Source organism: Ilyomonas limi (genome assembly GCF_005233845.1).
GTDB lineage: Bacteria > Bacteroidota > Bacteroidia > Chitinophagales > Chitinophagaceae > Ilyomonas > Ilyomonas limi.
Map to the genome: position 1 here is coordinate 156,070 of NZ_SZQL01000001.1, position 22,314 is coordinate 178,383.

At 41.7% G+C, this 22,314-nt stretch carries 20 protein-coding genes; 8 read left to right on the top strand and 12 right to left on the bottom strand.

From position 1 onward, the window contains the following. Positions 1 to 6 precede the first annotated feature (6 nt). Positions 7 to 804, bottom strand: coding sequence for a DUF2231 domain-containing protein (locus FC093_RS00640; protein WP_137259807.1), 798 nt, complete (start codon positions 802 to 804; stop codon positions 7 to 9). Positions 805 to 1,414: 610 nt separating this feature from the next. Between FC093_RS00640 and FC093_RS23635 the strand changes: the two genes are divergently transcribed. Together FC093_RS23635 and feoB are read left to right on the top strand one after the other, a co-directional pair. Then, positions 1,415 to 1,579 carry a hypothetical protein gene (locus tag FC093_RS23635; RefSeq protein WP_170970946.1) on the top strand — a complete coding sequence of 55 codons (165 nt, stop codon included), beginning with the start codon at positions 1,415 to 1,417 and terminating at the stop codon, positions 1,577 to 1,579. A 191-nt stretch (positions 1,580 to 1,770) separates the two neighbouring features. Further along, positions 1,771 to 3,888 carry a ferrous iron transport protein B gene (gene feoB / locus FC093_RS00650; RefSeq protein WP_137259808.1) on the top strand — a complete coding sequence of 706 codons (2,118 nt, stop codon included), beginning with the start codon at positions 1,771 to 1,773 and terminating at the stop codon, positions 3,886 to 3,888. 82 nt (positions 3,889 to 3,970) lie between these two features. Here the strand turns inward: feoB and FC093_RS00655 are convergent, their stop codons facing one another. The 4 genes from FC093_RS00655 to FC093_RS00670 form a co-directional block, all read right to left on the bottom strand. After that, positions 3,971 to 4,378, bottom strand: a complete 408-nt coding sequence (locus tag FC093_RS00655; RefSeq protein ID WP_137259809.1) for a hypothetical protein — start codon at positions 4,376 to 4,378, stop codon at positions 3,971 to 3,973. A 275-nt stretch (positions 4,379 to 4,653) separates the two neighbouring features. Beyond that, positions 4,654 to 6,801: an ELWxxDGT repeat protein gene (locus FC093_RS00660; RefSeq protein WP_137259810.1), complete on the bottom strand. Its 2,148-nt coding sequence runs from the start codon at positions 6,799 to 6,801 to the stop codon at positions 4,654 to 4,656. A gap of 538 nt (positions 6,802 to 7,339) precedes the next feature. Then, positions 7,340 to 7,915: a D-sedoheptulose 7-phosphate isomerase gene (gene gmhA, locus FC093_RS00665; RefSeq protein WP_137259811.1), complete on the bottom strand. Its 576-nt coding sequence runs from the start codon at positions 7,913 to 7,915 to the stop codon at positions 7,340 to 7,342. 35 nt (positions 7,916 to 7,950) lie between these two features. Then, positions 7,951 to 8,976: a GHMP family kinase ATP-binding protein gene (locus FC093_RS00670; RefSeq protein WP_137259812.1), complete on the bottom strand. Its 1,026-nt coding sequence runs from the start codon at positions 8,974 to 8,976 to the stop codon at positions 7,951 to 7,953. 389 nt (positions 8,977 to 9,365) lie between these two features. Between FC093_RS00670 and FC093_RS00675 the strand changes: the two genes are divergently transcribed. Next, positions 9,366 to 10,625, top strand: coding sequence for a pyridoxal phosphate-dependent aminotransferase (locus FC093_RS00675; protein ID WP_206106477.1), 1,260 nt, complete (start codon positions 9,366 to 9,368; stop codon positions 10,623 to 10,625). An 89-nt stretch (positions 10,626 to 10,714) separates the two neighbouring features. On the opposite strand, the gene FC093_RS00680 is transcribed toward FC093_RS00675, so the two are convergent. Further along, the gene (locus FC093_RS00680) at positions 10,715 to 10,966 is read right to left on the bottom strand and encodes a hypothetical protein (RefSeq protein ID WP_137259813.1); all 252 of its coding nucleotides are present in this window, start codon (positions 10,964 to 10,966) and stop codon (positions 10,715 to 10,717) included. A gap of 237 nt (positions 10,967 to 11,203) precedes the next feature. Here FC093_RS00680 and FC093_RS00685 point away from each other — a divergent pair, with 237 nt between their 5' ends. The 3 genes from FC093_RS00685 (at position 11,204) to FC093_RS00695 (ending at position 14,491) form a co-directional block, all read left to right on the top strand. Continuing rightward, positions 11,204 to 12,289 (top strand): glycosyltransferase, encoded by a 1,086-nt coding sequence (locus tag FC093_RS00685; protein ID WP_137259814.1) that lies wholly within the window; start codon positions 11,204 to 11,206, stop codon positions 12,287 to 12,289. Positions 12,290 to 12,447: 158 nt separating this feature from the next. Continuing rightward, positions 12,448 to 13,773 carry a citrate (Si)-synthase, eukaryotic gene (locus tag FC093_RS00690; protein WP_137259815.1) on the top strand — a complete coding sequence of 442 codons (1,326 nt, stop codon included), beginning with the start codon at positions 12,448 to 12,450 and terminating at the stop codon, positions 13,771 to 13,773. Between the two features lie 82 nt (positions 13,774 to 13,855). Beyond that, the gene (locus tag FC093_RS00695) at positions 13,856 to 14,491 is read left to right on the top strand and encodes a DUF502 domain-containing protein (RefSeq protein ID WP_137259816.1); all 636 of its coding nucleotides are present in this window, start codon (positions 13,856 to 13,858) and stop codon (positions 14,489 to 14,491) included. A 204-nt stretch (positions 14,492 to 14,695) separates the two neighbouring features. On the opposite strand, the gene FC093_RS00700 is transcribed toward FC093_RS00695, so the two are convergent. Then, on the bottom strand, positions 14,696 to 15,169 hold the full coding sequence (locus FC093_RS00700; protein WP_137259817.1) for a GAF domain-containing protein: 474 nt from the start codon (positions 15,167 to 15,169) through the stop codon (positions 14,696 to 14,698). A gap of 10 nt (positions 15,170 to 15,179) precedes the next feature. Further along, positions 15,180 to 15,659 carry an FKBP-type peptidyl-prolyl cis-trans isomerase gene (locus FC093_RS00705; protein WP_170970947.1) on the bottom strand — a complete coding sequence of 160 codons (480 nt, stop codon included), beginning with the start codon at positions 15,657 to 15,659 and terminating at the stop codon, positions 15,180 to 15,182. A gap of 988 nt (positions 15,660 to 16,647) precedes the next feature. Here FC093_RS00705 and FC093_RS00710 point away from each other — a divergent pair. Together FC093_RS00710 and FC093_RS00715 are read left to right on the top strand one after the other, a co-directional pair. Beyond that, positions 16,648 to 17,715: an AI-2E family transporter gene (locus FC093_RS00710; protein ID WP_137259819.1), complete on the top strand. Its 1,068-nt coding sequence runs from the start codon at positions 16,648 to 16,650 to the stop codon at positions 17,713 to 17,715. A gap of 128 nt (positions 17,716 to 17,843) precedes the next feature. Then, positions 17,844 to 18,443 carry an HD domain-containing protein gene (locus FC093_RS00715; RefSeq protein ID WP_137259820.1) on the top strand — a complete coding sequence of 200 codons (600 nt, stop codon included), beginning with the start codon at positions 17,844 to 17,846 and terminating at the stop codon, positions 18,441 to 18,443. Positions 18,444 to 18,489: 46 nt separating this feature from the next. Here the strand turns inward: FC093_RS00715 and FC093_RS00720 are convergent, their stop codons facing one another. From FC093_RS00720 to FC093_RS00735, 4 genes are all read right to left on the bottom strand, one after another. Beyond that, positions 18,490 to 19,251, bottom strand: a complete 762-nt coding sequence (locus FC093_RS00720) for a DUF5995 family protein (protein WP_137259821.1) — start codon at positions 19,249 to 19,251, stop codon at positions 18,490 to 18,492. 174 nt (positions 19,252 to 19,425) lie between these two features. Next, positions 19,426 to 19,629, bottom strand: a complete 204-nt coding sequence (locus tag FC093_RS00725) for a hypothetical protein (protein WP_137259822.1) — start codon at positions 19,627 to 19,629, stop codon at positions 19,426 to 19,428. A gap of 311 nt (positions 19,630 to 19,940) precedes the next feature. Then, entirely contained in the window at positions 19,941 to 20,678 is a 738-nt protein-coding gene (locus FC093_RS00730; protein WP_137259823.1) for a c-type cytochrome, read from the bottom strand. Between the two features lie 19 nt (positions 20,679 to 20,697). Beyond that, positions 20,698 to 22,191, bottom strand: coding sequence for a flavin monoamine oxidase family protein (locus tag FC093_RS00735; RefSeq protein ID WP_137259824.1), 1,494 nt, complete (start codon positions 22,189 to 22,191; stop codon positions 20,698 to 20,700). Positions 22,192 to 22,314 lie beyond the last annotated feature (123 nt).

A 22,314-nucleotide genomic window follows, 5' to 3' on the forward strand; every position in this document is an offset into this window, starting at 1 on the left:
TCTTTTTTATAAAACAATATACACTTTACCGCCTCGCTCATTAACCGGGTAAGTGGCAATGTTCTCTTTTGCCGGACCGGCTTTTACTGCTCCGGTTGTTACATCAAAATGAGAACCATGCCACGGACATTGCACCGTGCCGCAAATCATGGCGCCACCGGCAAGGGAGCCACCCCGATGCGTGCAACGGTCATCGAAAGCCACATAGTTATTTTCTGTTTTGGCCAAAACAATGCGTTTTCCGTTGATGTGCAGCAACTTCATCTGGTTCAGCTTAAGTTCATCAGTATTAGCCACTTCAATTTCCTTATCTGAGGTATGTATCCGTTCTTCTTTCCATTTGCCGGCATTGGCATAGCGCGGGTCAACGCCTATCTGGTTACGATATACCAATGTTCCGCCCAGCCAGCCCGCAAAAAGCATGATTACAAAACCAACCAGTTCCAGACCAGTGATAAGATAGTAGGAATTGTGTTCCCCGCGCTTTAAGAGCCAGGCAATAAAAAACAGGATTAAAGTAGTGGTATTCAGCAATCCGTGTTTGGTAGCCCGCGTTTTGGCAGAGCTTTCGGGAGGTACGGTGTACAAATAATCTATAAAACCTGCAATCGCCGCTAAGACCGCTCCAATCATGCCGGCAATACTCATATAATAGGCAGTTACACTAAAACCGTCTCTAAAATTCGGTTTATCGCTCAACATTGCCAGCACATCAAACAATAAAGTACCTGTGAAAAATGCGATAGGAAAGGCAACAAGGATGGGATGGATAGGATGCGATTTTATTTGTGCAGTGCTTCTCATTGGTGTATGATTTTGTTTTATAAAAGATCTTAATATCTTTTTGGCTCAAAAGCTGTGCCTTTTGATAAAAAGAATATCAGGCAAATTAATTTGCATAGCATTTTCAATCTGGGGGCAACTACATTGCGCTTGATACCTTATCTCCTTATCTTTTGTACAACAGGTGAGCAATAAGATAAAAGCTATAAAACTTAGCAGCAATAGATTTAAAAAATAAAGATCTCTTGTAATTTTACTGTGACCAGCAATATAAGTATAACAATATGCTTAATGAACACTAACCAACGTGCAAAAAATGAAAAAGCATTTGAAACATGGATAGAAAAAAGAAGATGGGGGAAGAATTTATTCGTTTGAAGTAGCCGGTAAATTGGGGTGGAAGGCTAAATATTTGAAAGAGGTAAACAGCAAAGAAGAAACTATACGATTCTGGCAGGAGATTTATGATGAACATAATATTTTGAGAGATACATGAAAAATATCCTGTAGATAAAGGACATAAAAAGCTTTAAAAATGATTACAAAAGCTATAATAGCAGAAGAGTTGCTTGCTTATCTGCAGCATCGTTTATCAATAAACGGGTTAGTAGATTAGGCAGAGCAAAAATTGATGGAAGGAGCTTATGAAGATGACCAATTCCACACTGTTAGAAACATTTTAGCGCGGCTTGGTTTGGCTGATGTAAAAACCTTCGGGCTTGAATACCAAGATTGTGAGGCTATTATGCAACAACTTGGCTATACATTGGAAGTAAAGGCTTTATCGGTTGCATAAAATCTGGCGCAAGCATCTGCTTGTGCCGGGGGTAAATTTTCTTTTTTATTGATCTACACCAATCCTCAAATAGTACCCAAACTCAAAAACAATTCTTAAATAACATCTCCCTTCACCCAATCTTCCGGATTTCGCAATACGGTACACTTGTTTACGGTTATTTTTGCCGATTAATATAAAGAAGTACTGGCTTGGCAGCAAAACATTTGAATATAGCCCTCGTAGGCAACCCCAATTCCGGCAAATCATCTCTCTTTAACGCATTGACAGGCCTTAACCAAAAGGTGGGCAATTTTCCTGGCGTAACGGTAGATAAAAAAACCGGCTACAGCCAGTTGGATGATACAACAACTGCCAACATTATTGACCTGCCCGGCACGTACAGCCTCTATCCCCGCCGTGCCGACGAGTGGGTGGCTTATAAAGTACTAATGCACGCAGATGCTGAAATTAAACCCGATGTGATTTTGCTCATTGCCGATGCGAGTAATCTCAAGCGTAATCTCCTTTTTTGCAGTCAGATTATTGATTTGAAATATCCTGTAGTAATAGCCTTAACCATGATGGATATTGCCCGCAAAAAAGGTTACGAAATTGACATCAATGAACTGGAAAGAGAGTTGGGCGTGCCCGTTATTCCTATAAATCCACGAAAAAATAAAGGTATTTCTCAGGTAAAAAAAGCTTTGTTACAAACGGCGAAGCAAAAGTATCTGGCTCCCAAGTTCGACTTTATTGCCAATAAAGAACTGGCTTCTTTTGCAGTAGATGGTGTTAAGAAATTAGTACCTCACCTCAGCGATTATGCAGCCGTTCATTACCTCATCAACCACGAGAATTTTCCGCTGGACGATTTGACTCAAAAGGCAATTGAACACGTAGAAGTTACCAACGGCTTCAATCCTGTAAAAACGCAGGCAGACGAAATTGTGCAGCGTTATACACGCATCCGGCAAATCATGCAGCAGAGCGTGGTAGAGCCCGATCCGCTGCAGAAGAAATTATTTACCGAACAATTAGACAATATTTTACTCCATCGCGTTTGGGGCTACACTATTTTGTTAGCAGTTTTATTTTTATTGTTCCAAAGTATTTTTTGGCTGGCGCAATACCCAATGGAGTTTATTGACTGGAGTTTTACTAAACTCAACAGCGCACTCAGTGATGTATTGCCGCAAGCCTGGTGGAGCGATTTGCTCACTAATGGCGTACTCGCCGGCTTAAGCGGCATATTGGTATTTGTGCCGCAAATAATGATATTGTTTGGGCTGATAACCATTCTGGAAGATACCGGCTACATGGCGCGCATTTCTTTTCTTAGTGACAGGGTGATGCGGAAAGTAGGCTTAAACGGCAAAAGTGTGATGCCTATGATTAGCGGTTTTGCTTGTGCTGTACCGGCAATCATGAGCGCCCGTAATATTGAAAACAGAAAAGAGCGCCTGCTGACCATTATGGTTACGCCGCTCATGAGTTGCAGTGCACGATTACCGGTTTATACCATATTGATTGCCCTTGCTATCCCCAACCGTTACTACTTTGGTTTTTTAAGCCAGCAGGGTTTGGTAATGATGGGCTTGTATTTATTGGGTTTTGTAATGGCGCTTATCGTAAGCTATGTAATGAAATGGATGATAAAGCTACAGGAAAAGAGTTTTTTCATTCTGGAATTGCCGGTGTACCGCGCTCCGCGTTGGAAAAATGTAGGCATTACAATGGTTGAAAAAGCCAAAATATTTGTTACCGATGCCGGCCGCGTGATTATTGTTATCAGCCTGTTGCTGTGGTTTTTAAGCAGTTATGGGCCTACCCGCAGGATGAACGCAATAGATACTAAATATGCGCAACTGGAGCAGCAGGTTTCTACGCCTAATGCTAAAGCTGCAATAGAAAAAGAATATAAAACCGAAAAGCTGCAAAACTCTTTTGCAGGTATTGCCGGCAGAGCCATCGAGCCGGTGATTGCGCCTTTGGGCTTCGATTGGAAAATTGGTATTGCGCTCATTACTTCTTTTGCCGCACGCGAAGTGTTTGTCGGCACCATGGCTACGCTGTACAGTGTGGACGAAAGCGACGATGTCACGCTCAAACAAAAGATGCAAAATGCTACGCGTACCGATGGCAGCAAAGTATATACGCTGCCCACAGCGCTGTCGCTCATGGTGTTTTATGTACTTGCCATGCAGTGCATGAGCACGCTTGCCATTACCAAGCGCGAAACCCGCTCGTGGAAGTGGCCGGCAATACAGTTTACCTACATGACCGGGCTTGCATACCTAATGAGTTTTATTGTGTATCATATTTTTTAAAAATAAATGCCGGCAGGATTCAAAACCCTGTTGGCGTTTATATACTTACAACATATAACCTTATTCTTTTAGCAAAAAAACGCTAGTCTTTATTCCCATTCTTTTTGTTTAGCTCCTCCTGCTTTAAGTTGACATCTATCTTATCCTTTTTCAAATCCGTTCTTATCAGTCCAAACAAACTCATATAGATATTGGCTATCCATACCAAAGAAAAACCACTAATTATATAGCCACGCCAGTCCTCAAACAGTAACTGATAACCTGTAATAATTAAAATGAAAATAGTTACATAATGGCTGAAGCAATACTCACAGGTAAATAAATAAAAAAACTTTCTTTTCAATAACGTCTTGCCTTCTTTACTTCTTTTTACACAATACTCCCGCGGCTCTCTAAACACTTCTTCGTGCGTTACCGTCCATGCAATGCAGGCAATAGGTATGGCTAATAAAAACAGGTGAATGATTTGCTGCGGTAAGGAGGTGGACATTAAAAGTTAAGTATTTGTTTGTTATAAAGCTTTTCTTCTGGCATTTCTTCCCGGTTCAAAACTCCTGCCATTTTGTTGACTGATTGAATCAGAGGTTAAGCTGATGAAAATGCTAATGAAATTAATCTGGTTGTATAACTGATTGGACAGATATTAAACGTAAAACATTTATGCAAACGCTATAGGGGCAAAACCCTGCCAATGTTGAAATATAATAAAAAACTAAAAGGCGGATAAATGTTTATCCGCCTTTTCAGTAAAAAATAGAAATACTGTTATTGCTTAATAAAGCTGGCTGTTTTTGTATCCTTTTCAGTAATCAGTTGCACAAAATAAGCACCGGCAGCAAAGCGCGATACATTGATGTATTGCTGCATAGCTGTAACGCCGTTTGTCTGCAACTGTTGCTGGTACACCTGTTTACCATTAGCATCCGTTACCCGCAATGTAATGCTCTTTGCATTGTTGGTAGAGAAGGCAACGGTCAATTGATCGTGTACAGGGTTGGGTGATAGTGTAATTTTAAACATACCACCTTGCAACTCTACGGATAAGATGGCAGTATATGAATATTTGCCATCGTTATCAATAATACGCAGGCGATAATACAAGGTAGAAGCGCCGGCCTGCAGTGCACTCGCATCGTTGTATTGATACTGATGTGCCGTATTGCTGTTGCCTGCCGCAGCCAATGTACCTACCGCACTAAAATGAACCGCATCGGTGCTGCGCTCTACTACAAAGTTCTTAGTGTTTGCTTCACTTGCAGTGGCCCAGTTAACTGCTACACCACCATCGCGCAGTGCCACATTAAAGTTCAGCAATTTAACAGGCAGTACAACTGTCTGGTTGATTTTGTACAAATCGGTATTGCCATTTGCATTATCCCCATTATCAGCATTCAGATAGATCTGGCTGTTGAACAGGAACATATAGGTAGGATCTGAACCATTACCGTTATGTGTATTAATGTCAGCAACTAGCTCCGTACCATCGGCGGTACCGTCGGTTATAAAAGGCTCGGAACCGGAGTCACCGTTATCGCCAATAAAGTAAATACCGGTAGTAGTGTAAAAAGCAAGATTGTTGTATTCAACACCATCATTATTACCTGGATTAATATCTTTTACCATCTGTGTGCCGCCCGATGTGCCATCGGTTGCCCACAACTCTATCCCGTGTGCACCATCATCGGCTATGAAATACCATTTGCCATTGTATTGGGTAGAATAAATTTGCTGAAAATTGAAGTTGTTGATGTTATTTTCAGTTTGAAATGAATTGACATAAGCACCATAGTTGGCTAAGAACGTTGGACTGGCATCACCTTTTCCATTGCTAGTAGTATTAATATCTTTAAAAAGCGTAGTGCCGTTTGGAGTTCCATCGGTCACCCATAGTTCATTGCCGTTGGCACTTGTAGTGGCGCCAAAATACATTTTGCCGTTAATAAGTGCAGAACCAATTAAAGTAGGATAAGAAGAATTGCCAGGTGAAGGGTCTAAATCTTTAAATAATTTGGTACCGCCGGGCGTGCCATCCGTTGTCCACAATTCTATGCCGCTTCCCGTCAGGTCGTATCCATCAAAGAACAATACGCCGTTGTAAGCCGTAAGTTGCGGGAACATAGTACCTGAGCCAAAACCAAAGTCTTTAAGCATTTTTGTGCCGCTTTCAGTGCCATCGGTTACCCAAAGCTGGGCAGTACCAGTAAGAAAATCGCCCGTTCTCACTGTAAACACCGTTTTATTGCCTAAGGCAGCACTATATAGAATAGAAAGTTCAATTTCGCCTTCAATATTTTTTACCAGTGTGGGGGTACCCGAAAGGTCTATTTTATAAAGACCGCTATTTGCTCCTGATGTGGCGCCAAAATAAATGTTGTTGCCATTCTGGAAAAAAGAGGCATCATCAGCAACACCGTCAGCATTGCCGCTATTGATATCGGCAACCAGTGTGGCATTGCCAACCGCACCATTACTCTTCCACAATTCTCTTCCATGCGAACCATCATCGGCAGTAAAATATAAAGTGTTATTGAACACGAAAAAGTTTTCTGGTACCGACGACCCGCTGGAAGAAATGTTTTTAATAAGCTTTGTGCCGCCTGCAGTGCCATCGGTTACCCACAATTCTACGTCTTTTGTGGTAGCATCGGCACCAGCAAAATACAACAGGTTGTTGTATAATGCGGCAGAGGATGTGTCGGAGTACAATACAGCAGTAGTTATTTTGGTAGCAGTAGTACCATTGGTGGTCCACATACCGCCATCGTCATCCAATAGCACGGGCCGGTTACCCGGTAGTACCAAACCCGACGTGATGTTGGTGTTGTTGGAAATTAAAGTGACTTGCGCATTTGATTGCTGCTGGAACATTAAGACTGAAAAAGCTGCCAGCAAAATGTGTAAAGGTTTTTTCATAAACGAAATATTGAATGGTATAAGGAATGCAAATTATACTGTGGCAATTACCTCAAAACCGCATATTTATGCGGTTTAAGACTGGAAAGAAAAAAGTAACAATCAGGCTCAGCAGAGGTATTTAGGAAGGCTTTTCATGCGGTTGACTTTTGGAAAGTGAAATTACAAATAAGAAAATTACATAAAAAAGAATTTATTGGTGTTTTAAAAAATAGTTGGCCGGCCTTTTTAATCGCTGGCTTTATGTGTATTTTTTTAGTGTTTTAATGTATGATGGGGGAAGTTGTCCTTAAAATTGGTCAACTACTATAGGGTATATAACCAAGGCTTCAGCCAGGGCGAATGCTTGAGTTAAAGCCCTGTAGCCTTTCCTGTCAACTTCCCAAAGCTGAGGCCCGGGATTATATGAAATTATCATTCACATTTTTATCCTTATATATTTAAAAACACTACCTTCTTTAACTGTAACACACTACATAATAAAAAAGCAGCTACAAAAGTGTAACTGCCCTGCATATGAAGTTTTACAGATAAACTGTTATTGAAAATACGCCTGCTCTACCCACTCGCAAATGATATGGCCAACCATAATATGCGACTCTTGTATGCGGGGTGTATTAATGGATGGAATATTTATCAGATAATCAGCAACAGCTTTCATGGCACCGCCGCTGTTGCCGGTGAAAGCAATGGTAACCATACCGGCAGTCCTGGCGGTTTTAAATGCTTCCACAATATTCTTTGAATTGCCTGAGGTGGATAACCCTATCAATACATCCCCTTTATTGCCAATGCCTTCTATGATGCGTGAATAAATGACATCAAAACTATAGTCATTGGCAACTGCTGTAAGGTAAGACGTGTTGCAATGCAGCGCCTCTGCCGGCAATGCTTTGCGGTTCATATAAAACCTGCCGCTAAACTCAGCCGCTAAGTGTTGCGCATCGGCTGCACTGCCGCCATTGCCGCAAAAGAGTACTTTATTGCCATTTTTCAACGCCTGTAATATAGCTGCACTTGCCCGTTCAATTGTTTGCAGCAATTGCTCATCGGCAAGCAATTTATTTTTTGTTTCAACCGACTCTTCAATGCGCTGCTGTATAAATGATTTCATGCTGATATTCTTTTTATTAAGGTCTGCTTCTCCTTTTACTTAATGGTCCAGCTTATTTGTCCATGCTTGGTGAATGAGAATTTAAATACTTGCCCGCCGTATTGGGCCAATGCTTTTTCTACTGCATATCTGTTATTACCAGGGCAATAAAAAAACATAAATCCACCGCCACCGGCACCGGATATTTTTCCGCCCGAAGCACCGGCTGCCTTAGCAGCATCATATATCTCATCCAGCGCAGCATTGCTGATGTTGGCAGCCATTTTTCTTTTTTCCTGAAAGCCATAATCCAGTATTGCACCTATTTCATTCAATTTTCCTTTCAGCAAGGCTTCCTTCATCAGTATTGCCTGCTCTTTCAGCCGGTGCATCGCTTCTATCGATTTTTCGTTTTTCTCGTTTACATTCTTTTGCTGCTCGGCAATAATTTTTGCCGATTCGCGACTGGTAGAAGTATAATATAAAACAAGGTTGTTCTCCAACTCATTCAGATACTCCGTGCGGATGCGCAATGGATTTACAATTACATTATCATCGCACAAAAACTCCATAAAATTAACGCCGCCAAAAGTAGCCGCATACTGATCTTGCTTGCCACCAGCCAATCCCAAATCTTCACGCTCAATTTCGTAAGCATAACGCGCCATATCATATTCGCCCAATGGCAGTTTCAAATACTCTACAAAAGCACCAAGCATAGAAACCATCAGTGTAGAGGAGGTGCCTAAGCCCGAACCCGCCGCCGCATCTACATAAGTGGACAAGCGAAAGCCTTGCTGTAGCAACTGATAATCCTGGCTAATACGGTTGATAATGCCTTTCGCCAGATCCAGATGACCATCAATGGGCAGTGGCGTTTGCAGATCGTAGGTTGCCGTTTCGCCACGATCGAGCGCCTGAAGTACTATTTTTTTTTCTGCTATAATCTCAATGCTGCTGTGCGCATACAACGAAATAGTAGCATTGAGAATAGCGCCGCCATACGTATCGCTGTACGGACTTACATCGGTGCCGCCGCCAGCCAAGCCAATGCGCAAGGGTGCTTTGGAACGGTATAACATACTAAACCCGGTTTTATGATGTGGCGGCAAAATAACGAATATGTATCTGCACCTATACATAATTTGCTTAGAGCGTTCTCATCTTACCACGCATTTAACAGCAGCTATTATTGAAAGAAATTCAAAATTTACCTGCTTATTTCCTTTATTCTTCCAATGCTAAAAACACTTCTTTGATTAACAATAAATAATACATATTGGGTAATGTATCTGTTTCAGGCTTTGATTAAAAATACAAGCTTTCAAAATGGCAGTCCGACGCATTTTCTAATTCAGAAAGTATCTTATCGCTACATCGTACATAATCAAATTCGTTTCATCCATGCTCCTGATATTCCCTACATCTCCCTATCATCCACTACTTTTGCTGCTTACAATTAATGCAACTTATGACTAAGCTAAGCAACATGGCAGACAGCATGACGGGTTCGGAGATTGTTCGTCTTGGCAACGAAATCAGCGCACGTATCCGCAATGGCGAGACTATTTACAACTACACCATCGGCGATTTTAATTCGCATATTTTTCCTATTCCGGCATTGCTGGAGCAACTGATAATAGAGGCTTATAAAGAACATTACACCAATTATCCCGCCGCCGAAGGCATTCTGGAACTGCGGCAGGCTGTTGCCGCTTTTATAAAAGAAAGGCAGGGACTGGAGTATGGTGTAAATGAAATTCAGGTAGCCAGTGGCGGACGTCCCTTAATTTATACCTTATTCAGAACCGTAGCAGATGCAGGTGATAAAATCATTTATGCAGTGCCTTCGTGGAATAACAACCACTACACGCACCTCAATGATGCACGGCACATAGCCATAGAAACTACGCCTGAAAATAATTTTATGCCCACGGCGGCTGACATTGCGCCACACTTGAATGGCGTAACGCTTCTTTGCCTGTGCACACCGCAAAACCCAACCGGCACTACACTGGGCAAAGAGGAGCTGGAAAAGATTTGCCACCTGGTGATAGAAGAAAATAACCGCCGTAGTGAGGGAGCAAAGAAGCTGTATGTAATGTTTGATCAGATGTACGGTGCGCTTACATTTGGCGATACACAGCATTACAATCCCGTATCACTTGTGCCTGCTATGCGCAATTACACCATTTTTATAGATGGCATTTCTAAAGTATTTGCTGCTACCGGCGTACGAGTGGGCTGGGCTTTTGGTCCGGCGCCTGTAATTGCTAAAATGAAAGCTTTTCTCTCTCACATAGGTGCATGGGCGCCTACGGCAGAGCAACATGCCACTGCCCGATTTCTTCCCAATGCCAAAGCAGTAAATGAATTTTTAGTTCCGTTTAAAAAAGCTATTGAAACGAGATTGCGCAATATTTACAAGGGTTTTATGCAACTAAAAGGGCTGGGTTTTCCGGTGGATGCCATTGCGCCGCAGGCAGCCATTTACTTAACTATACAATTAAACCTGGCAGGTAAAAAAACAAAGGCAGGAAAATTACTGGCTACACAGGCAGACGTAACCGATTATATATTAAGTGAAGCCAAACTGGCCGTGGTGCCCTTTTATGCGTTCGGCGCCGGCATACAATCGCCATGGTACCGGCTGAGTGTAGGTACCTGTAAGGAAGCGGAATTGACAGACATGCTGGGCAAATTGCAACAAGCATTGGAGCAGTTACAGTAAAAAGCAAAACGCTCCATCATGTTTTTGCAGCAGGTGGAGCGTTGCACAGGTATTGTAAGCACTATATGAATACTGCTTAAACAACAGAGTTAATTTTTACAATTGATAAATACAAAAGGAGGCAATACATCACTATTGATGATTTGCTGTACGAGATGCGGCTTTTGAACAATTCTGCATTTGTTCACATCTAAAATTTCATTGGCAGTGCAGAAAGCGTTCGTTTTTTCTACTACATTGTAAAGCAAATCGTTGAGAAACCGGACCTGTATTTCCAGTTCTTGCTCATTCATCGTCTTCTCCCCTGTAAGTACCAATAAGTCGTGATGTGGCGTTCTCATTACCTACCAGAAGTTTACAGTGATATAAATAATTTTAAAATCATCCTACAATACCGCGGTGCGTGGGACAGCCACAGTTCTTACTTTTTTTTCCGTTAAAGGTGTATCTGCCCGAACTGCATGAACTTAGCATGGTACCAACTATCAGCAATAATACAACACTTCCGGTAATTTTTCTTTTCATAATCAAATATATACTTCTATTTTTAGAAAATCGCTAAAACCAAACCATCATTCTTGTTTCAAAAGCAACAATTGCCACTTAAAGTATTGGTAGCGCCGCTTGATTGGGGACTTGGCCATGCAACCCGCTGTGTGCCGCTGATACAGTCCTTAAAACAAGCACAATGCCACGTTTATGTAGCCGGTAACCCAACAGCCTTGAAACTGCTGCAGCAGGAAGTAAGCGGCGTGGAATACCTGCCATTGGATGGCTATAATATCCAGTATTCTTCTAAACGACAATTAGCATGGAAAATTTTGAAACAAACTCCTAAAATACTCCTTGCTATATATAAAGAACATCGCTGGCTAAAAAACGTTGTTACCACTCATCAAATAAAGATTGTTTTTGCTGATAACCGTTATGGTTTATATCATAAAGATGCAATGAGCATCTTTATTACACATCAATTACGTATAAAAGCACCGTTTAGTTGGCTGGAGGGTGCAATACAAAAAGTTAATTATCGTTTTATCAACCGGTTCGATGCCTGCTGGGTACCCGACTATGCAGGCAAACTCAATATTGCCGGAAGGTTGTCGCATCCTGCGCAATTGCCGGCCGTGCCTGTGCAATATGTCGGACCGTTATCAAGATTGAAAGCACCTGATACACTGGTAAGCATACAATATAAATGGCTGATATTATTATCCGGCCCGGAACCGCAACGCAGCATATTGGAAAATTTATTACTACAGGCAATCGAAGCTGTACAGCACCCGGTTTTGCTGGTGCGCGGGCTGCCATTAGCAACAATAGTGCTTACCGTTCCGCCGCATTGCACAGTGATAAATCATGTACCTGCAAAGGAATTACAGCTTCTTTTTGCACAAAGCGAATATATCATCAGCCGCTCGGGTTATACAACCGTAATGGAACTTTTGGCTTTGGGAAAGAAAAGCATTTTAATACCCACTCCCGGGCAAACGGAGCAGGAATATTTAGCTAAACACTTGATGCAGCAGCAATGGTGCTATAGTTGTGAACAGCACGAGGACATTGCACAACATTTACAGCGGGCAGAAAAATTTTCGTATCAACTGCCCGAATTGCCGGGCAATTCGCTGCACGCTGCGGTGGAGTTACTTTTACAGCCTTAATTACATGGCTTTCTATAGTTATTATTAATGCGTGCTTGCCAATATCCTATATTTATTCCTTTTTACTCATTCTTTTCCATTCACTATTCTTACTTATCTTTACCCGCATACCTGCTAAATACTCTTTGCTTCAATTATATAAGCTAAAAATACTTGTCATGGGAATACTTAAGGAGAGATTTAAAGCGAAAGCGGATGCTGATAATGCAACCATTAAAGAACTGCTGAAAAATCACGGAACTAAAAAAATTGGAGAAGTGACGCTGTCGCAAATATACCAGGGCATGCGTGGCATTACCGGGCTGGTAAGCGAAACAAGCCTGCTGGATGCACAGGATGGCATTCGCTTTCGCGGCTATTCTATACCGGAGCTGCAAGCTAAGCTGCCTAAAGCACCCAACGGCACCGAGCCATTGCCCGAAGGCATTTTTTACCTGATGCTGGTGGGCGAATTGCCTACTGAAGAAGATGTGCAGTATATAACATCGGTATTGCAGCGCCGCAGCCATGTGCCTAATCATGTTTTTTCGGTAATTGATGCGCTGCCCCTCAGCACGCACCCCATGACCATGTTTGTAACCGGCGTGATGGCACTGCAAACGGAAAGTAATTTTGCAAAGGCGTATGCCAAAGGCATCAGTAAAAAGGATTATTGGGAGCCCATAATGGATGATGCCATGGATTTGATAGCCCGGCTGCCGCGCATTGCCGCTTACATCTACCGCCGTAAGTATAAAAATAATGAACATATAGAACCTAACGGACTGCTCGACTGGGCAGGCAATCTGGCTTATATGATGGGTTATGAGCAGCCTGGTTTTATGGCACTCATGCGCCTGTATATGACCATCCATGCCGATCATGAAGGGGGTAATGTATCGGCACACGCTACTCATCTTGTAGGTTCGGCACTGAGCGATCCTTACCTTAGCTATGCTGCCGGTATGAATGGACTTGCCGGCCCACTGCACGGACTTGCCAACCAGGAGGTGATAAAATGGATATTTGAAATGCGTAAAGAGTTGGGTACAGATTTACCTACTAAAGAACAGATTGGCGAATATGTAAAGAAAACGCTGTCTGAAGGTAAAGTGGTGCCCGGCTACGGTCATGCAGTGCTGCGCAGGACCGACCCGCGCTTTGAGGCACAGATGGAATTTGGCAAGAAACACATGCCCGACGATCCGCTGGTGCAAACGGTATGGAATATTTATGAAGTGGTGCCACCTATTCTTAAATCGCTGGGTAAAATAAAAAATCCCTGGCCCAATGTAGATGCACACAGTGGCGCGCTGCTGGTGCATTATGGCCTGGTAGAATACGAGTTTTATACCGTATTGTTTGCTGTTAGCCGTGCCCTGGGTGTATTAGCCAATCTTTGCTGGGACAGGGCTTTGGGCTTTCCGCTGGAGCGCCCGAAATCGGTAACTACAAGAGCGGTAAAGCTTTGGCTGGAGGGTAAGGAAGAGATCTGGGGAGACTAAAATGCCGTGAACCCGGCTGCGGGCGGCAAGTAGCAGGTAATGGTTAATTGTCAGTTACCTTTGGCAATTAACAAGTGTTGTTATGAAGCTGAAACCAAGAAGAACATTTTCTTATATAGCTAACAAGGCCTTGCAGCTTTTTTTGCAAGGCCTTATTGTTATTGTGCCTATTGCCGTTACGGTATATGCAGCCGTATGGCTCTTTACGGCAATTGATAGTATTTTGCCCAATATAGTTCGAACGCTATTTCCGGACCATGCACGCTTTCAGGAGAAGATTATTACGATCCCCGGCCTCAATTTCATCATCCTCATTCTGCTGATTATTTTTATTGGCTGGATTTCTTCCCTTTTTTTTATAAGCCGCCTTGTTGCCTTTTTCGATAGGATACTGGAACATACGCCCGGCATAAAATTTATCTACACCTCGGTAAAGGATTTCCTGGAAGCTTTTGCAGGCAATAAAAAGAAATTTGACAAGCCGGTATTGGTGAATGTAGATGGCGCCGATGTGTGGCGCGTAGGCTTTATTACACACGAAGATGCAGCCAGCTTTGGTTTAAACGACCATGCAGTTGTATATGTGCCGCATGCCTATGCCGTTTCGGGTATTACGTATATCGTGCCTAAGGAAAGAATAAAACTACTTACTCATACCAGTTCTGCCGATGCGATGAAATTTACTATTTCGGGCGGGGTGACAGAAGTGGAAGGATGAGATTTACTGCGGAGATGCTAAGACGCCGGGGTAACTAAATAATACCACTTTCATTAGATTGCTATACATAAGCTACATGCCGTGAGTTACGTGCTTTAATCAAAATACATCATGTGCCATGCTATTGAAAATAGTGCAAAAAGGTTCGGAACTTTAAGAATTCCGAACCTTTTCTCTATGCCTTAGCGTCTCCGGGGTTATCAATTAAAAATTAATCCATTTTACAATTTCTTCCAGGTATTGTTTATCCACCTCATCATAGTGCGCCAGATGCTCGCTGTCGGCATCCAGTACTGCTACCACTTCTTCATTTTTAAATACCGGCACCACTATTTCGCTGCGCGATAAACTGCTGCAGGCAATATGCCCCAAAAACTGGTTTACATCGGGTACTATAACTGTGTGTGCCAGTTGCCAGGCGGTACCGCATACGCCGCGGCCTTTCTTTATTCTTGTACAAGCTACCGGTCCCTGGAAAGGGCCTAACACCAATTCATCTTTTTTTACCAGATAAAAACCAACCCACCACCAGTTGAACTGCTCTTTTAGCGCACCGCAAATATTGGCTAAATTGGCAATGAGGTCTTCTTCGCCTTCTATCAATGCTTTTATTTGCGGCAGCAAAGCCTGGTATTGCTCTTCTTTGGTGCCTTGTTGTATATAGAGATCTTCTGCCATCAGAAATAAATTAATAGGTAGAGGTAAGTGTAATATTAAACACTAATATGGAGTTGGGCGGTACCGCTCCTGCTCCTGCGGCGCCATAGCCCAGCGAAGGCGGCAAATATAGAATAATAGAGCCACTTTTAGCAATCAGCGGAATACCCTCCTGCCAGCCGATGATGAGCGCGTAAAGATCCCAGGCTGCGTCGGTGCCGCTATCTACTTCGGTACCGTTGGTAAGCTTTGCAGTGTAAGTAACTATTACTCCCGAACATACGTTGGGATGATTGCCTGTACCTGCAGCGGTTATTTTATAGTAAAAACCACGCGGATCTGCCACCGCATCAATATGGTTGCTGTCAATATAGGCTTTCAATGCTGCCGTTTCATTAGCTGGTGCTACTACATTTACTGCAGAACAGTTTCGGTCATTATCCTTTTTTGAGCAACTGCTCAATAGCAGCATTACACACAAAGTACTCACCAAAACCCGTATTTTGTTCATAGTCCTCATTGTCGTTGGGGCGGCAATATAACGCATCTGCAGGTAATTTTGTACTTAAGCAATGCAGTCTGTTACATTATCAGTTTGTACATAGTGCAGCCATTAACAATGCCGTGCCTACCAAATGCATGGCTGTTATTTCAGCTATCTTTTTCTGTATTATAGCATTTCTTTTCCGCTCCTTTTTACTAGTTGAAGCTATGCACGTTGCAAGCTTATAGGAATGACTAACAGCATTACCGTAAAAAGCATTAGTAAAGTGTTGGGCCTGGCATGCTGAAAAGCAAATACCGGTACCAGAAATATAGATATTAAATGCATAGCTTTTGAAAACAGCATCACAGTTATAGCATAGACCACAGAGATGGCTGCCGAAATATAGCCTGCGCCAATAACTAAGATAAGTGAGATAATCAATGAGCGACGCCGAAAGTTGTGCTATAAGCAAGGTTAGAACAGCATTGGCTGGATGTTTAGGAACGGTGTAAATGCGAAAGGCGTTGGATGCTAATGCTGAAAACAGTATCTCCTGCCTGCTAAAATTATTCAATAATATAAATAAAATTATTCAATAATATAAAACGGTTATGGTGATGGCAGCGGGCATTATGGCTAATAAAATATCGGTTTATAAATCGTATCGGCAAAACAGGATTGTATAACTAAATAACAGCTATGACTTTGCAATACGGGACTACATTTTCGGAGATAACAATAATTAATGTTCTAACCATAGAGAGGAGTGATATAAATAATTAGCTTATCATATTTATGCAGCTTTATTCCGTGTTATCATACAGCATTAAGCGGAGCACTACTTACACTTATTGATGCAACAAATTCCCTCAATAATACCAATTACTGATTTTTTCATTAGCCTGCGAGGCATAGCTTTTGTAAACACTTTCGTATTCTATAATAAGGCTCAACTTCATTTGCCGTATCCTTGTCTGCTATCAGCATGTGTTGAGTATAAAATTCGTTTACTATGGCTGAAGCAAATGATAATGAACAACAGGGATTAACGTATTCAAAGAAAGTGTGGATAGCAGCCGGCATACTCGCTCTGGTAGTAGTTGTTTTGCTCCTTTTTAAAACGCTGCTCAGTCTTTTCTTACTGGTTTTTGCAGGTATATTAATAGCTATTTTTTTTCATGCTTTTGCGGGGCTGCTCCGGCGCTACCTGCATTTGCCACATACCGCAAGTGTAGTAGTTTCCGTTTTGTTTAATATACTGCTGCTGGTAGCATTTTTCTGGTTTGTAGGTAACCGGCTTTCGCAACAGATAACGCAGTTGTCTGATACATTGCCCGCCACCATTGAAAATGCAAAAGACAAACTGAATCAAAGCACCATAGGCAGGAAAGTATTGGATTACCTGAATGCATCGGGCAGCAACGAAAAAACAAGGCAGGTTGTAAAAAGCTTTTTTTCTTCCTCCTTTGGTGTTGTCAGCGATTTGTATATTGTTTTGCTGCTCGCCATGTTTTTTACCGCTGGTCCATCAACATATAAAAGAGGCATTGTGCACCTGCTGCCACCCAAAGCAAAGGACAAAGGAGATGAACTGCTGAAAAAGTTAGGAACTATACTGAAGAAGTGGCTGAAAGGGCAGATTATAGGTATTGTTTTTATTGCTGTGCTTACGGCCATTGGTTTGCTAATTGTGGGTATGCCTTTGGTACTTACATTAGCTTTGCTGGCAGGCCTGCTCAACTTTATACCCAATTTCGGACCTATTATCGCATTGGTACCTGCTGTGCTTATTGCATTCCTGCAAGGGCCCAATACTGCTATTATCATTATTTGTATGTACACCGGCATTCAAATTATTCAGAGTGCAGTGGAGCAGCCGCTTATACAAAAAAAGATGGTCAATATACCACCTGCACTAACCATTATGGGACAGGTGGCTATGGGCGCTTTAGGCGGTTTTTGGGGCGTGCTGCTGGCAACCCCTATTGTTGCTGTTATCATGACTATCGTAAATGATTTGTATGTTAAGCCACAGCCATATCATAAATATGAGATGCAGGATAAAAAGGACAAAAAATAATGTGGAATGTGATGCTGTGTACGATGTGATTTATCAACCAATAAGAATGCTGTAGAAACAGCTTCACTAAACTTATGGCATTTACTGAAATGATGTAATTTTCGGTTTTCTATTTTTATCTTAATAATATGTCTTTACTACTCAATCGCAACCAGTTTGGGAATGCCGCTAACAATGGAAAAACATTACCCCGAAACGAAGCAGAACAATTATTTAATGATTGGGTATTAAATCTGCGATTACAACTGCACATGAAGCAGGTTGCCGCGCTGATGCGTAGTTGGGCAAAGGAAAAGGAAGGCTTGGACGAAGAAGGGCAATGGCGCTGGGAAATGGCAGGGTTGCTGCACGATGCCGACTGGGATCAATGGCCGGAACAGCATTGTAAAAAGATAATTGAAGAACTGGAAAACAGAAATGTAGATCCGGAAATTTTACATGCCATTGCTTCGCATGGACCATTGCATTTTGGTGTGGAGCCCGAAACACCAATGGATAAAATGCTGTATGCTTTTGATGAATTAAGCGGTTTAATACATGCTTATTCGCTTATGCGCCCCGGTGGTTATGAAGGTATGGATGTAAAGGGTGTAAAGAAGCGGTTGAAAGAAAAATCGTTTGCTGCCAATGTATCGAGAGAAGATATTAATGATGCCTGCAACCGCGCCGGCATTGCTTTGGATGAATTGATTGCTTTTATTATTCCAAGGCAGGCAATAGTTATTTGATAAAGCAATAAATAAAGTAAGGGTTAAGAAAGCGCTCTCTGAAAATTTAATCCACTACCGTTGTATCAATCAATTTAATAGTTCTCCTTACATCATCATACTCGGCAGCACGGATAGCTTTAAGCAACAGTGAGATGAGCCAGCCTGGCGATTGTATTTTATGTGCTAATAGCCTCACCATGGTATCCATTTGATGAATGTAATGTTGTTGCGCTGTTTCGCTTGATTGTGCCAGATAAACGGCATTGCTCCAGGCGGCTTTTCTGGCAACACTAATACTAAAATTAAGCACAGCCTGCTCGCCTCTGTTAGCCAAACGGTTTATTATACGCATAGGAAACCACACCTGCTCCAGGCAGCTTTGTATATCATCTACCAGCGTGGCAATGATGTTGTTGATATTGTTGAAATCCTTTTCCAATGCGTGTATTGCATTACCCGGACAAACAGCTGCGGCTGCTATGGCAAGATCGAGGTTAATGTGTGTATTAATGCCTAAAATGAGATGTTGTAAAACGATGAGATGATTATTGTTTGTTGCATCAAAAGCGCATTGCCACGATGCAGAACAAGGCTGTTGCTGCCGGTAACATTGCCACGCACTTAAATATCTTTCTGCGAAACAAATGTCTAGTTTTTCCATGCGTGCGCCGTCTTCAAAAGCTCCGTTGCTAATGCCTTCGCTTACAGCTATCGTCATGCGTTTATACAAGGCAGCAAAATATCCTTCTGTATTTTGAGTTGCAATGCAGTCCTGCACAACAGCATCAATGGTTGTAATCACATCGCCGATGGTGTTTAACTTCATAAAGCAATTTTTCTGCATCTAATATACTGCTGTCATTTTATATCTTTAGAATTAATTGCTATGATAACTTGCTCTCCATTATTCATTATAGAAAACAGCAAAGCCACAGATGATGTCTGTGGCTTTGCCGGTAATCGTTAATACCTATAACGAAAATTTACGGTTAAACTCCGTTTATTTTTTATTTTGTTGTTCAGCAGTGCCGCTCAGGGTTCTGTTGCGGTAGTTCGACCAATCATTGCCATCTTGCGGGTTGTTATTTCCGTTTTCAGTATTGTTATTTACTACATCACTTCTATGTTGCATTTTTTGTCCACTCATGTTTGAAGAGCTATTGCCTTTGTTGTTCTGACTACGGGCCTGATTATTCTGTTCCATAACTATACAATTTAAATGTTCAACAATATGCTCTTTGTAGTACAAACACTTTGCCTGTATGCCAATCTGCTGTTGTATATATGTTAATAGTTTTTTGTAGCAGCAACATACACTTAAGAAGGAAAGTAAGCACTTAAAGAGCAACCTGCTTTTACTATCTGTGTTCGTCATTGCAAGCAAAGCGACCTGTGCTATACTGTAAATCTATACCAATGGTTTATATAGATCATTGTTTAGCAAAATAATACTAATGGATTATGTTAATTGTACCACTACATACAGGTTGCTTTGCTTGCAATAACGGTGATTGTTTATTTACTATAAATAATAATTCTGTCCTGCCCTTTCAATTGTTGCGCAGCATTATTTTCCACGCCATGATCGGTATAACTTCCAGTCAATAAATAAGCACCTTTTTTATTGGAGCGAATTTGAAAAGTACCGGTTGTGCCGACATAATAATCGGTGTTGTTATCAGTAGTAATTTGTAAAATCCATTGCACAATATTTGCAGCTTGTTCCTTATTCAATTCCGGGTGCGAAGGCATACTTACATTACCCCAAACGCCGGTAGAACCTTCCAGAATGTGCTTTTGCAGTAAAGCCGTATTGGCGGCGTTTGAAGCATACTTTTTACCAATATCATTGAATGAAGGGCCAATTAGCTTACTATTAAAATTATGACAGTTAAAACAATTGGAAGTTCTGATAGCTGCAAGGCCAGCCATATCCTTTTGAACAGACTCGCTCATCATTTTTGTAAGTGCCGATGTATCGCTTACATATTGTACTTCCAATAAAACTTCCTTTACATTAATTTCATCATATTTCGAATCACCATCTTCTTTATCCGACACCGTAATGGAATAATTGACCGGCGAAGCAGCATTTACAACAGCTTTATTTTTCGGGTTAATAATTTTTACGACCGGCACTGTATTTTGTTGCTGAATAATAAAAGGTTTATTGAATTTTTTAGAATAAGCGGTTGCATATAAAAAAGAAATCAGCACCATTGACAAACAAACAAACACCTGCGTTTTCTTCATACGTTTCTTTCTATTTTTACTATGCTTTATCAATTTCTACAGCCACACGTTGTGCCGAACGGATACACGATTCCATGCCGCGACTCATGTTATCGGCGTATGTGCCGGCAAAATAAATTCTGCCTTCGGGCATCATAATCTGTGGCCAAAACTTATGCATTTCACCAATTGGAAAAGGCTCCATTTCGCATACCGGTGCATACTTGTCTTTCGACCAGTCTTTAGTTAAAGCCTGTTCAATAGTATCTTTTTTCCCCGGGTATACTTCTCTGAAAGCAGCCAGCACGCGCTGTGCCGAAAGTCCGCTGGGTCCATATGCTTTTAAAATAATGCGGGTGGAAGCTACCTCATTTGTTTCCTGCCAAATAGAAGAAATATCCGGATGTTCAAACTCCATATTGATACTTTTAAAACCATCATCAAGCCAGAATTTAGTAGCCGCTTCAAACACATAAAACGGGTGTGACGAATAGCGCAGGTTGTCCACCACATATTGTTTTCCGGAAGAAAGCGCAGGTGTAACAGGAATGTTTTTAAACACCGGCAGCGTAATACAATTCACCAGATAATCAGCCGTTAGTTGCGCTTCTGTATCGCGGTAGGGTTTGCAGGTAACCGTTACTCCATTTGCATCGTGCTGTATAGCAATTACCGGATTATTTAATTTCAACCGATCTCCTAAACTTTTTGCAAAAGCAATCGGTAATTGTTCGTTGCCATCTTTCAAATGATAGGTGTCACCTTCCGAAAGCGGAATGTCTCTGTCTTTCATCATATACAACCGCCACACAGCATAAAGCGCAGATTCCCCTTTGCCGCCTAAGAAGCGCAATGCCGTATCGGATGCTCCCTCTTTTCTATACAAATCATACACAGCAATATTATCCAGCTCATCATAGCCCACACCAAACGGTTGGTAAGCATCTTTAAAATTAGCAGTGTATTTATCTATGTACAACGAGCGTAACGCATACCAGGGATTGTGTGCAAGAAACTGTATTTCCTTTTCATTAAAACCGAAGCGCTTCAGCACGCTTGTATCTGCCAGCATTTCCGGTGTATAAAACTTACCATCAATCATCCGGAGTGTGTGGCTATTGGGCGCTGCTTCAGAACCTTCTGCATGTGGGTAAGGAATAGCCGTAAGATTAAATTCTTTTATATACTCAAAGAAGCGTTCATAACCGGGTTTGGTGATATGATCGGCGCCATAATCGGCATACAACCCATCCGATAAACCATCTCTGCCGGTAAACACATGTCCGCCGTAACGGCCACTTGCTTCCAATACGGTTACATCATGTCCTTTTTTCATTAATTCATAGCCGCAGCACAAGCCGGTAATACCGGCACCAGCTACAATTATTTTCTTTTTGGCAGATGAAAAATATGTATTATTTATAATTGACTTTTCAATACTACTATTAGCTTGTAATAGTTGTGGCGTAAGCGTTGCACTTACTCCGGCGAGCAATGTGTTTTTGATAAACGTTCTTCTTTTCAGTTCGTTCATTATGATTAATTAATCAGATGGCAATTTGAAAAATAGGCAATCGTTACAAATATAATTTTCTGTGGAAATAATTTATATCCTTTTTGAATCACCTTTAAACCACAAACCTGTCTGTTAGCAGAC